The organism is Komagataeibacter rhaeticus, from assembly GCF_011611525.1.
Taxonomy (GTDB): Bacteria; Pseudomonadota; Alphaproteobacteria; order Acetobacterales; family Acetobacteraceae; genus Komagataeibacter; species Komagataeibacter rhaeticus.
Window position 1 is genome coordinate 3,109,837 of record NZ_CP050139.1, and the last position, 12,134, is coordinate 3,121,970.

Here is a 12,134-nt window from a genome sequence, read left to right on the forward strand (position 1 = left end):
ACCCGGCTCGGGGGATAAGTCCTGCCGGCAGCAGCCCCATTGCCGGCCTTCCCCATGGGGCATGATGCCCCCCGGGGCACCGTTTAATAAAATCATGTCGGATGATTGTCCTGTGCGCAGCGTATGCTAAACAGGGCGCCATAGGCGAGCTTGGCGGAATGGTAGACGCACGAGACTTAAAATCTTGCGCCCGTTACAGGGCGTGCGGGTTCGAGTCCCGCAGCTCGCATTTTTCCGGTCAGTTCCTGTAATCCGGCTGTTCGCGGTCCAGCTTGCGGCGCAGGGCCTGCCATATCAGGCGCCCTTGGTCCGGGTCATCGTCAAACTGCTTTTTGGCCCGCAGGATCTGCGTTTCGGACGGGACATGCAGTGTCACGCCCGTAGCCTGTGCCGCAATCTGGATGCGACAGGCCTGTTCCAGATAATACATGCGGTAGAAGGCGTGGGCCACAGTGCTTCCTACGGTCAGCAGTCCATGGTTCTGCAGGATCAGCGCATTGTACGGGCCAAGGTCGCGCACCAGGCGTTCGCGCTCGCTCAGATTGTCATCGGCGGCAATACCCTCATACGGATGGAAGCCGACACTGCCGTAGAATTCCATGTTGATCTGGTTCAGTGGCAGGATGTTCGTATCCTGCGCCGCCACCACCATGCCCGGCACGGTATGGGTGTGCATGACGCACGCGGCGTCGGACCTGCTGCGGTGGATGGCGGAATGGATCACGAACCCGGCCGGGTTGATGGGCCAGGCGGTTTCCTGCCGGGGCAGGCCATCGGCATCGACCCTGACCAGTGAACTGGCGGTGATTTCCTCAAACAGCAGGCCATAGGGATTGACCAGATAGACATGATCAGGTCCCGGCAGGCGCACGGACAGGTGCGTATAGACCAGATCGGTCATGCCGAAATGCGCCATGAGGCGATAAGCCGCCGCCAGATCCACGCGCAACGCCTGCTCGGATACGGCCATTGATGTAGGCATGGTATCAGAAAACCCCAGTAATGGATTGATAAATCATAAAAAACCTTCAGACCCCGCCTTTTTTAACAGGGTAGTGCTTTCCGACGCTGTCTGAAACAGACAGCAATCGTAAAGACCTTTCTGGTAAAGCCTTTTTCAGAAAGCTTCAGGAAACGTCGTCTTTTTAAAAAAACGACGTCCAAAATTTTTACTGCTTATTCTCAATAATCTTTTTTCAAACAGTCCATTAGGGGACACTTCCCCCACCTTGCCGCCGTGACCCAGCAGGTCAGCCCGGCAGCAGGGATTTGCGCCGCAGGGGCATGGTCATGCAGTGGATGCTGCCGCCCCCCTGCGAGAACTGGTCAAGTTCGGGTTCAAGCACATGCAGCCCTTCGGCACGCAGCATCTGGTTGATGCGCGTGCAGTGCCGGGGGCTGACCACGCGCTCACACCCCAGGGAGAGGACATTGCAGCCCATGTCGCGCATCGCTTCCCTGTAGCTGACCGGCAGGACGCGGATACCCTGCGCGCGCAGCCAGTCCAGATCCGCTTCATCCAGCACGTCCACCACCGCAATCGCCAGATCGGCCGCCACCATGGTGAAGATCACGTCAAGATGCAGGAAATGTTCGGGAAAGCGGATCATCCGGCAGGTCCAGCCTGCCTCCTCGAACCAGCTTATGAACTCGGCCGCCCCCCCCTCGTCCGTGCGGCCACCGCTTACGCCCACCGCCAGCAGGCCGGGACGGATGATGTGGATGTCCCCCCCCTCGATATGGCCGCGGGTACAGGTCTTCCATATCTCGTCCCCGGCGTAGAAGGCCCGCACCGGCCCGGTCTCGGCCCTGCGCTCGGGGCGGGCAAGGTTGGTGACAACGGTGCCGAACGGCGTGGTCTGGGAACTGTCGCGGGTATAGACCTCATACGGCATGCCCGGCTGCGGGGTCAGGAAATGGCAGCTGACCCGTTCGGCCCGCAGCAGGGCCACCAGCCCGTCAAACTGCGCCTTCAGCGCCGTACGGTCGAGTATGGCGCCACCGGCCATGCTCTGGATGGCAATGTCATTACTGGGAATCCACGCATAATGATCGGGCGGGCAGAGCAGGACATCCGCCAGTTCCCCGGTCTCGCTGTCCATGAACCAGCGGTTTGTCACCATTTCCTCCTCATCCTTGCCAGACATCCAGACAGATCACGCCAACAGCCCGGACGATAACGGCGGCAACGCATGCTAAAATATCAATAATTCATAGTTTACTTTGTATTTCCATTAATCTTGACGGATCCCGCCCCGCGCCGGTGCATGCGGGATGGCATCCATGCGCCAGATGGACACAAATGCATCTTTCTGGTTCTGGCCTGACATTCTATGTTTAGATTACACATGTGGCGGCCGGCTTCCTTCCCACCGTGGTCGTTACGGCAAGTGGATGATCCTGACAATGAACGGTCCCTTTCCGATAATGAGAAGATTCATGCCGCCGCGCCCGTCCCCGCACGGGAATGGCCCCGCCTTCCCGCATGGCTGGCTGGCCCTTTCCCTGCCCGGCAACGGGTGGGGCAGCCGGGCATGACACGACAGCGCGCCACCAGCCGGAAACCAACCGGCTTCCATGGCCAGATTGCCGAAGTGGACCTGCGCCTGCTGCGCGTCTTCCGCAGTGTTGCGGAACATGGTGGCTTTGCCGCCGCCGAAGTGGCGCTGGGCAAGAGCAAATCCTCCATCAGCATCGACATCTCGGCGCTCGAGAACCGGCTGGGCCTGCGGCTGTGCATGCGCGGGCGCAGTGGCTTCGCGCTGACGACGGAAGGCCGGATGGTGATGGAGGCGACCAATGCGCTGTTTTCCGACATCACACGCTTCCAGCAGCGCATAAACGAGGCCAGTGGCACGCTGTCCGGGCGGTTCTGCCTGTACGTGCCCGACAATATCCAGATTCATGGCGAGACGGTGCTGGTGCGGGCCATCGGGACCTTTACCACCAGCCATCCCGCCGTTTTCATGGATATCCGCTCCGCCTCGTCACGGGAGGTGGAGTTCGCGGTGCTCAATGGCCAGGCTTCCGCCGGGATCACCCTCAGCCCCCGCCATCTGCCCGGCATGCAGGCGACCCCCCTGTTCCGGGAGGAACTGCACCTGTTCTGTGGCACGCGCCATCCCCTGTTCAGCATGCCCGAAGACGAGATCACACCCGAACTGCTGTCCCACCAGCGCATGATCGAGGTGGCGGGTGCTGCCACCTCCCCCATGTGGGAGGGGCTGCGCCCGCGCCTGAACTTTGCCGCGGCGGCGGAAAACGTGGATTCGCGCGCACTGCTGATCCTGTCGGGCAACTATATCGGCTTCCTGCCCGGCCCCTTTGCCCAGCCGCTGCTGCGCGAGGGCATGCTGCGCCGGATTGAACTGGGTGGGCTGCAACTGATGACCGGCTTTCACTTCCTGGCCCGCCCCTCTGCCGAGACCGGGCTGCTGGTGGATACCTTCCGCGCCATTCTGGAGGATGCCTGCTGATACCGCCCCCCCCACACGCCCTGCCTCCGGCGGGACGGCAGCGCATGGCCACGTCCATGGCACGGCCCGCGCGCCGTGGCCCCCGGCGGATGCCCGTACTGTCCGCCACCCTGTGCGGGGTGCTGGCCCTGGCGGGGCATGCACGGGCACAGGCCCCCGCCCTGCCGGGCTTCATCCATGATGGCACGCTGACGGTCTGCACCAATCCCACCCTGCCCCCCATGACATTTGTAAACGGCATGGACGTCAATGCGGTGGCCGGGATTGACATGGACATCGTCCATACCCTGGCGGCGTACTGGCATGTGCCCCTGGTCATTACCACCATGGAGTTTACCGGCCTGTTCCCCAGTCTTGCGGCACAGCGATGCTCCATGGTGGCCAGCGGTCTCATCAGGCTGCCCGCACGGGAGCAGAATTTCGATGCCGTGGCCTATCAGGATACCGCGCTGGTCATTGTGGCGCGCGCGGGCACGAAGCCGCTGGCCAGCATGGCCGACCTGTCGGGCAGGACGGTGGCGGTGCAGGCGGGCACCAGCTACAGCGCAAGGCTGGCACGGGAGAACGAAGCCCTGGCCGCCCGCGGGCGCCCCCCCATCATCATCCAGCAGTACCCGACGGAAGACCAGGTGGTACAGCAGGTACTGATCGGCCGCGTCTTTGCCTTCGCCAGCCAGGATGTGGAGCTGTACTACCGTCAGGAACAGCTGCACGGCAGGGTCGGGGTCATCCTGGTGCCCCCCTATCCCGAATATGGACATTTCGCGCTTTACATCCGCAAGGACGCCCATGACCGTGCCCTGCTGGAACAGGCCGTGGCCACGCTGGAACAGGATGGGCGGATCGCGGCCATCCAGAAGAAATGGGCCATTGCCCCCGATCCGGCCCGCGCGCTGTCCCAGCCCGCCCCCCTGTTCCGCTGGGGTGTCTTTTTTGCCGCCCTGACTTCCGCCGCCTTCGCGCGCGGGGCGTTCATCACCCTGACCGTGGCCGTGCTGTCGCATCTGACCGCCATCATGATCTCGATCCCGATGGCGCTGGCGCTCAATGGCCGCAATGCCATGCTTGGCCTTGTGCTGAAAGGGTATGTATCGGTCTTCCGTGGCGCGCCCACGCTGCTGCAGCTGCTGTTCATATGGAACGCGCTGCCGCAGTTCCTGCCCATCTTCCGCGAAGGGTGGTTCACGCCCTTCCTGGCCACATGGATTTCGCTGTCGATCAATGAATCCGCCTATCAGGTTGAAATCAACCGCGCGGCGCTGGCGGCGGTGGACAGGGGGCAGGAACTGGCGGGCGACGCACTGGGGCTGTCACGGCGGCAGGTCTACCGGCATGTCATCTTTCCGCAGGCGCTGCGCATCGCCCTGCCGCCCACCATGAACGCCTTCATAAGCCTGCTGAAAACCACGTCGCTCGCCTCGGTCATCTCGTTGCCCGAACTGCTGGCCGTAACCCAGATGGAGGTGGCCCGCACATTCGAATTCACGGAATATTACGCGGCAGCGCTGGTGTATTACCTGGGCATGGTTTTTTTCCTGCTGTTTGTACAGAAACGCATCGAGCGCCGTTTTGCATGGGCCGACCGGCACAGGGCGCGTGCCAATGAATTCTGATCTTCCAGCCACACCCGACCCGGATGCCATGATCTCGGTGCGTCACCTGTACAAGCTGTACAAGGATTTCGTGGCACTTGACCGGATCAGCTTCGATGTGCGGCGTGGGGAACGGATTGTCGTGCTCGGGCCATCAGGTTCGGGCAAGTCCACCCTGATCCGCTGCTTCAACCGTATCGAACCCCATGACGGCGGCATCCTGAGCATCGATGGCCGGATCATTGATGAACAGACCGACCTGACCCAGCTGCGCGCCACCGTGGGGCTTGTGTTCCAGAACTACAACCTGTTCCCGCATCTGAGCGTGCTGGACAACTGCACGCTCGCCCCCCGCCTGGTCAGGAAAACGCCCCGCGCGCAGGCGCGCGACATGGCCATGCGCTTCCTGACCCAGGTCAATATTGCGGAACAGGCGCACAAATACCCCATCCAGCTTTCGGGCGGGCAGCAGCAGCGCGTGGCCATCGCGCGCGCGCTGTGCATGCAGCCCCGGATCATGCTGTTTGACGAACCCACGGCCGCCCTTGATCCCGAAGCCATTTCCGGTGTGGTAAAGATCGTGAACGACCTGTCGGCACAGGGCATTACCACCCTGTGCGTGACCCATGAGATGGGTTTTGCCCGTCATATTGCCGACTGGATCCTTTTCATGGACCGGGGGCGCATACTGGAAATAAGCCGCCCCGCCCAGTTCTTCACCCATCCCGCAACCCGGCGTGCGCGTGATTTCCTGGACCAGATGATTTCCTGCTGAAGGCAGGCCCCTGCGCCATGCAGCCGGTGTATGCCGTTTGCCTGCCCCCCGTGCTGTCAGACACGGCCAGATACGATATAAGAATACCTCCATACGCCCCTGCCCGAGGTACGCCGCCTGCATGATGTTTCCAATACGCCTGATCCGGCTGCACGCCATGGTCCTGATCACCGTGTTCATCACCAGCAGCATCACACGGGCCGGGGCGGCCACCCAGTCCGATGCCGTGCTCATGCTCCAGCATGACATGGACCATGAACTGGGCGCCCAGCAGATCCGCCTCAGGCCCCGCCAGACCCAGCGCGCCATGGCCCTAGCCACCAGCCTGCTTGACCAGACCGGAACCTGGCCACAGGAGACGGAGGTGATTCTGGTCGTGGACCGCGCGCCCATGGTCCAGTGCCTGTGGTTCGTGCTGGCCCGGCCCGGGGAGCGCACGCTCATGCCCCTGGGCATGGTGGCGGTCAGCCCCGGCCGGCCGGGGCGCAAGGAGCATTTCCGCACGCCGGTGGGCGTATTCATCAGTACCGGGCAGATTTACGGCTACCGCGCGCAGGGTACCAAGAACGAGCATGGCATCCGCGGCAATGGCGAGAAAGGCATGCGGGTCTGGGATTTCGGATGGCAGACGACCGAAGACTGGCGCCGCAAGGGGGCGGTTGCCGTCGTGCGGCTGGAGATGCATGCAACCGACCCCACCTTTCTCGAAGCGCGGCTGGGACAGGCGGATTCGGAAGGCTGCATCCGCATTCCCGCCCGCGTGAACAGCTTCATTGACCGCCACGGCCTGCTTGACCGCCAGCTGGACCTGATGGCACAGCAGAATGATCCGCAGAAATCCCGTTCCATCCGCGCACTGCTGGGCGCCAGCCATACCCCGACCCCCCTGGAAGGGGACCGGGTGGTGGTGGTGGATTCATCCGATACCCATGCCCCGCTGTCCGACCCGGCGCTGGCCCAGAAAATACAGGACAGCTTTGCCCAGTTCCTTGCCGCCTCGCAGAACCCGCCAGCCCCAGCAGGCGGCGCGCCCCCGGCACAGGTTGCAGGCCAGCCCCTGTCGCCGCTGCCCGTAACCGCGCCCCCTGCCACGGCGCAACCCCAGCCCACAGTACCCGTGCCGGCACCGGCCCCGACGCCGGCATCGGCTGCTACCGTACCGGCGCCTTCCCCCGCGCCCTCCACGCCTGCACCCGTGCCTGCTCCTGCTCCTGCTCCTGCTCCTGCTCCTGCTCCTGCTCCTGCTCCTGCTCCTGCTCCTGCTCCTGCTCCTGCTCCTGCTCCTGCTCCTGCTCCTGCTGACTGGGGCGATTGATGCGACGGGGCAAATAAAAAAGGCTTTTACGGCATCGTTTTCAGGTCATGCCTACAGGTTTGCAGGCATCACACATCTGACAGTAGATAAAAAACGGCAAAAGCTTCTGGGTGCCGCTTTTTTTCAAAAAAACGGTGTTCTTCGAAGCTTTTTGAAAAAAGCTTCACCAAAAACTTTCTTATGATGACCTGATGTTGTTGGGTCTGCTTTTCAGGCCGATGCCGGATCTCTTCCGGCCTGACGCCATGAAGGCAAGTGTGGTTTTACCATAAAAAAGGGGGCATGACTGCCCCCTTTCCTGACCCGTCAGCGTAACCGGAGCCGGTTATGACCAGCGCCAGTTACGGATCTCGGGCAGGTCCTGGCCATACTGCGCCACGTATTCCCTGTGTTCGACCAGCTTGTTGCTGATCGCCTCATTGGCATAGGCCGCCTTTGCCGCAAGGCCCGGCACGCGACGGATCACGTTCTGCACCAGGTGGAAGCGGTCCAGGCTGTTGCGCACCGTCATGTCGAAGGGCGTGGTGGTGGACCCTTCCTCACGGTAGCCATGCACATGGAAGTTGCGGCAGTTGGTCCGCTTGTAGATCAGCTTGTGGATCAGCGCCGGATAGCCATGGAACGCAAAGATCACCGGTTTGTCGGTGGTGAACAGGCTGTCGAACACGAAGTCATCCAGCCCGTCGGGGTGCTGGGTCTTCGATTCAAGCGTCAGCAGGTCCACCACGTTGATCACGCGGATCTTCAGGTCCGGCAGGTGTTTGTTCAGCAGTTGCACCGCCGCCAGCGTTTCCATGGTCGGCACGTCACCCGCGCAGGCCATGACCACATCCGGCTCACCACCCCTGTCATTGCTGGCCCATTCCCAGATGCCGATGCCCTTGGCGCAGTGCGCCATGGCGGCTTCCATGTCCAGCCACTGCGGCTCGGGCTGCTTGCCCGCCACGATCACGTTCACCCGGTCACGGCTTTCAAGGCATTTATGGGCCGTGCACAGCAAGGTATTGGCATCAGGCGGCAGGTACACCCGCACCGTCTTGGCCTTCTTGTTCAGCACATGGTCAATGAAGCCGGGGTCCTGATGGCTGAAGCCGTTATGGTCCTGCCGCCAGACATGCGATGTCAGCAGGTAGTTCAGCGACGCGATCGGCGCGCGCCACGGCACCTCATCCGCCTGCTTGATCCATTTGGCATGCTGGTTGACCATCGAATCCACAATGTGGATGAAGGCTTCATAGCAGGACAGGAAACCGTGGCGGCCCGTCAGCAGGTAGCCTTCCAGCCAGCCCTGGCAGGTATGTTCGCTCAGGATTTCCATCACATGGCCATCAACCGCCAGATGGTCATCATAATCAAAGGTTTCGGCGTTCCAGGCCCGGTTGGTGACATCCAGCACGGCATTCAGGCGGTTGGAATTGTTCTCGTCGGGTGCCAGCACACGGAAGTTGCGCGCGGGCAGGTTGAGCTTCATCACATCGCGCAGCCACGATCCCAGCACGCGCGTGGCCTCACCCAGTTCATGCCCCGGCGAGGACACGCTCACCGCGTATTCGCGCACATCCGGCAGGCGCAGGTCACGGCGCAGCAGGCCGCCATTGGCGTGCGGGTTGGCACTCATCCGGCTGTTGCCCCTGGGCGCAAGCGCCGCGATTTCGGGCAGCAGGGTACCGTTTTCGTCAAACAGTTCTTCCGGCCTGTAGCTGTGCATCCATTCATCGAGCAGCTTGAGGTGCTCGGGCTTGGTCATGTCGGTAATGGGCACCTGATGGGCGCGCCAGTAGCCTTCCGTGCGCAGGCCATCCACCGTCTTGGGGCAGGTCCAGCCCTTGGGCGTGCGCATGATGATCATGGGCCAGGCCGGGCGTGTGGTCTCGTTCTTCTCACGCGCGGCTTTCTGGATTTCGGCAATGCGGGCAAAGGCCGTATCCATCGCCACGGCCATCTTCTGGTGCATGATGTCCGGGTCATGGCCTTCCACCACGATCGGGTCATACCCATACCCCCTGAACAGGCTCAGCAGTTCCTCGGGCGCGATGCGGGCCAGAACGGTGGGATTGGCGATCTTGTAGCCATTGAGGTGCAGGATCGGCAGGACCGCGCCATCGGTTCTGGGGTCAAGGAACTTGTTGCTGTGCCATGACGTGGCCATGGGGCCGGTCTCGGCCTCGCCATCACCCACCACGCAGGCAACAACCAGATCAGGGTTGTCGAACGCCGCGCCATAGGCGTGGGAGAGCGAATAGCCCAGTTCCCCGCCTTCATTGATCGAACCCGGCGTGGTCGGCGCCGCATGGCTGGGAATGCCGCCGGGGAAGGAGAACTGCTTGACCAGCTTCGCCAGCCCGTCCGCATCCTGCGACACTTCGGGGAAATATTCGCTGTACGTGCCTTCCAGATAGGTGCTGGCGACAATACCCGGCGCCCCGTGGCCCGGCCCCGCCACGAACAGGACACTGCGACCCTGTTCACGGATGATGCGGTTGAGGTGCAGGTACAGGAAGTTCAGCCCCGGCGTGGTGCCCCAGTGGCCCAGCAGGCGCGGCTTGGTGTGTTCCAGCTTGAGCGGCTCACGCAGCAGCGGATTGGCCAGCAGGTAGATCTGGGCAATCGACAGGTAGTTTGCTGCATGCCACCATTTGTTGAATAGCGCGACATCCGCTGCGGACAGCGGTGTTGCGGATGCAGTTTCACTCATTTGCGTTCCTTCCGAGATAGTCCGTCCCTGCCCGGCCTGCACTCAGCCCAGACACATCAGCACATGCCGACGGATTGTCGTTTCCTCGTCGGTGGGGATGACCCGCACCTCCACGGCGCTGTGTGGCGTACTGATGATTTCCCGATGCGCGGCATTGGCCTGCGCGTCGATGCGAATGCCCGCCCATTCCAGCCGTGCGCACACGGCGGCGCGGATGGTGGCATCATGTTCGCCAATACCGGCGGTGAACACCAGCCCGTCCAGCCCCTGCAGCGCCGCCATCATGCCGCCCGCCTGCTGGGCAAAACGGTAGACAAACAGGTCCAGCGCCTGTGTCACCGCGGGGCTTGTGCCCGCGTGGGCGTGCAGGTCGCGCATGTCCGCCGACAGGCCCGAGACGCCCAGCAGGCCGGAGCGGTGATAGAGGATGTTCTCGATCTCCGCGACACCCAGCCCTTCCTCACGCAGCATGTACAGGATCACGCCGGGGTCCAGATGCCCGCAGCGCGTGCCCATGACCAGCCCGTCCAGCACCGAGAAGCCCATGGTGGTATCCACGCTGCGCCCGGCCTGCAGGGCGCACAGGCTGCCGCCGCTGCCAATATGGGCGACAATGGCGCGCCCCTGCGCCAGATGCGGCGCGCGCGCGCGCAGGCAGGTGGCGATATATTCATACGACAGGCCATGGAAGCCGTAGCGCCGCACCCCGCGCGCCGCGTAATCGCCCGGCAGCGCCTGCGCCTGCGCTACGGCGGGCAGCGTATGGTGGAAGCCGGTATCGAAGCACGCGACCTGCGGCAGGTCGGGATACTGGGCCAGCAGGGCCCGCACGGGGGCAAGGCTGCCCGGCTGGTGCAGGGGGGCAAAGGGGGTCAGGGCGGCAAGGCGGGCCAGCACACCGGGCGTGATGCGCACGGGAGCGATGAAATCCGGCCCCCCATGCACCACCCTGTGCCCCACGGCCATGAGGTCGACATCCCCAAGCTGCTTTCCCACCCACGCCATAAGGGTGGCCATGGGGCCATGCTGGGCCTGTTCGGCTGGCGTGCCGGGCGGGACGGGGGCCCATGTCTCATCCACCAGTACGCCGCCCGTGGCATCATGGGCGACAAAATGCGGGTGGGAACCAATGCCCTCCAGTTCCCCCGACGCGATACGGCGGGAAGGGGAAGAAGCCGTATCCCCTTTTTCAATGGCGAACAGGGCGAACTTCAGACTGGACGAACCTGCGTTGAGTGCCAGCACTGCACGGGTCATGCCTGTGTCCCCCTGTCCGTTTTCCGAAACCGGCAGCATGTCACGCTGATCTGACATGCCTGACATTGATGCGAATCAATTGCCTGCATCATGGCCGCCGTCAAGGAAGCGCCATAACCGGCCCATCAGCGCATCCTGTAATCAGACACGGCCGCGCAAGCCAACGCCAGAAGTATAAAAAAGTTTTTTAAATCATATCATTAGATAAAAACATGTCTCCGCGTCCCGCCCGCTCTCCCGGTGCGGGCACCGGCCTGAACGGGCATGCATACCACATGCGCGTATCATATGTTTCCGCCTGCACGCGGGCAGGCGACTCAGCCAAAGCGGCGCGCCAGCACCGCGCGCGCGGCACCGCGCGCCTCCCCCGCATCACGCCCGACACGGATAAGGGCGGGAATCTGGAGCGGGTTGCACAGGATGCTGCGCGCCAGCGCCCCCACAGCCAGGCTGCCATCGGGGCGCAGGGCAACCACGGCGGCCGGTGGCAGGGTCCGGTCCGCCGGATCACAGACCACACGCATCACCGCAAAGGGCACCCTGCGCGCGGCAGCCATTTCCGCCACCACGCCGCTTTCCATATCCAGCGCCACGCAACCCGTCTGCCGGAACAGTTCCGCCTTGCGCGTGGCCTCCGTCACGATCACATCGCTATGCAGCAGGTCGCCCCCCAGCACATCCGCGCGGCCAGCCCCAAGCCAGTCCAGCAGCGCGGGCGATGTGGCAAGCCGCTCGCCATTGACCACGACATGGGCGGGCATGACCACGGCACCGGGCGCAAGCGCAGGGTCCAGCCCCGCCGCCAGCCCGAAGGAAAGCAGCGCATCCACGCCCCCTTCCAGCAGGTCCAGCACCGCCTGCCGCGCACCGGACAGGGTGGCCCCGCTCAGGCCGAAACGCGCCTGCGGCAGGAAGGGACGGATAAGGGCGGCTTCCGCCTCCATTCCCACCACAATACCCAGGCGTGAAAAGGGAGAGACGGATACAGGATCAGGCATGACGGCCCCTTTCGCGGCTTTCATGA

General features: G+C 63.1%; 9 protein-coding genes and 1 tRNA gene. 5 read left to right on the forward strand and 5 right to left on the reverse strand.

The window, feature by feature from the left end:
• Positions 1–144 precede the first annotated feature (144 nt).
• Positions 145–229, forward strand: a tRNA-Leu gene (locus tag GWK63_RS14270).
• Between the two features lie 9 nt (positions 230–238).
• Here the strand turns inward: GWK63_RS14270 and GWK63_RS14275 are convergent.
• Together GWK63_RS14275 and GWK63_RS14280 are read right to left on the reverse strand one after the other, a co-directional pair.
• A complete protein-coding gene (locus GWK63_RS14275; protein WP_039998557.1) occupies positions 239–982 on the reverse strand; it encodes a class II aldolase/adducin family protein in 744 nt (247 codons plus the stop codon).
• 268 nt (positions 983–1,250) lie between these two features.
• Entirely contained in the window at positions 1,251–2,123 is an 873-nt protein-coding gene (locus GWK63_RS14280; RefSeq protein ID WP_039998597.1) for a dimethylarginine dimethylaminohydrolase family protein, read from the reverse strand.
• A gap of 411 nt (positions 2,124–2,534) precedes the next feature.
• On the opposite strand from GWK63_RS14280, the gene GWK63_RS14285 reads away from it, so the two are divergent.
• From GWK63_RS14285 to GWK63_RS14300, 4 genes are all read left to right on the forward strand, one after another.
• Entirely contained in the window at positions 2,535–3,476 is a 942-nt protein-coding gene (locus GWK63_RS14285) for a LysR family transcriptional regulator (protein ID WP_034930421.1), read from the forward strand.
• Between the two features lie 44 nt (positions 3,477–3,520).
• Positions 3,521–5,089 (forward strand): ABC transporter substrate-binding protein/permease, encoded by a 1,569-nt coding sequence (locus GWK63_RS14290; RefSeq protein ID WP_007397328.1) that lies wholly within the window; start codon positions 3,521–3,523, stop codon positions 5,087–5,089.
• Between the two features lie 28 nt (positions 5,090–5,117).
• Complete coding sequence (locus tag GWK63_RS14295; protein WP_085948971.1) at positions 5,118–5,843, forward strand: amino acid ABC transporter ATP-binding protein; 726 nt, start codon at positions 5,118–5,120, stop codon at positions 5,841–5,843.
• A 121-nt stretch (positions 5,844–5,964) separates the two neighbouring features.
• Positions 5,965–7,158 (forward strand): L,D-transpeptidase, encoded by a 1,194-nt coding sequence (locus tag GWK63_RS14300; RefSeq protein WP_166498162.1) that lies wholly within the window; start codon positions 5,965–5,967, stop codon positions 7,156–7,158.
• 325 nt (positions 7,159–7,483) lie between these two features.
• On the opposite strand, the gene GWK63_RS14305 is transcribed toward GWK63_RS14300, so the two are convergent.
• The 3 genes from GWK63_RS14305 to GWK63_RS14315 all read right to left on the reverse strand — a co-directional run bounded on the left by GWK63_RS14305 (position 7,484) and on the right by GWK63_RS14315 (position 12,108).
• Positions 7,484–9,853: a phosphoketolase family protein gene (locus GWK63_RS14305; protein ID WP_007397325.1), complete on the reverse strand. Its 2,370-nt coding sequence runs from the start codon at positions 9,851–9,853 to the stop codon at positions 7,484–7,486.
• A 42-nt stretch (positions 9,854–9,895) separates the two neighbouring features.
• Positions 9,896–11,110, reverse strand: a complete 1,215-nt coding sequence (locus GWK63_RS14310) for an acetate/propionate family kinase (protein WP_039998595.1) — start codon at positions 11,108–11,110, stop codon at positions 9,896–9,898.
• 317 nt (positions 11,111–11,427) lie between these two features.
• Positions 11,428–12,108 (reverse strand): phosphorylase family protein, encoded by a 681-nt coding sequence (locus GWK63_RS14315; RefSeq protein WP_039998555.1) that lies wholly within the window; start codon positions 12,106–12,108, stop codon positions 11,428–11,430.
• Positions 12,109–12,134: the final 26 nt, after the last annotated feature.

Bases quoted from the DNA above. Each gene is read 5' to 3' on its own strand.
- GWK63_RS14295 (WP_085948971.1), top strand. From the start codon at position 5,118: ATGATCTCGGTGCGTCACCTGTACAAGCTGTACAAGGATTTCGTGGCA.
- GWK63_RS14285 (WP_034930421.1), top strand. From the start codon at position 2,535: ATGACACGACAGCGCGCCACCAGCCGGAAACCAACCGGCTTCCATGGC.
- GWK63_RS14310 (WP_039998595.1), bottom strand. From the start codon at position 11,110: ATGACCCGTGCAGTGCTGGCACTCAACGCAGGTTCGTCCAGTCTGAAG.
- GWK63_RS14300 (WP_166498162.1), top strand. From the start codon at position 5,965: ATGATGTTTCCAATACGCCTGATCCGGCTGCACGCCATGGTCCTGATC.
- GWK63_RS14290 (WP_007397328.1), top strand. From the start codon at position 3,521: ATGGCCACGTCCATGGCACGGCCCGCGCGCCGTGGCCCCCGGCGGATG.
- GWK63_RS14275 (WP_039998557.1), bottom strand. From the start codon at position 982: ATGCCTACATCAATGGCCGTATCCGAGCAGGCGTTGCGCGTGGATCTG.
- GWK63_RS14305 (WP_007397325.1), bottom strand. From the start codon at position 9,853: ATGAGTGAAACTGCATCCGCAACACCGCTGTCCGCAGCGGATGTCGCG.
- GWK63_RS14315 (WP_039998555.1), bottom strand. From the start codon at position 12,108: ATGCCTGATCCTGTATCCGTCTCTCCCTTTTCACGCCTGGGTATTGTG.
- GWK63_RS14280 (WP_039998597.1), bottom strand. From the start codon at position 2,123: ATGGTGACAAACCGCTGGTTCATGGACAGCGAGACCGGGGAACTGGCG.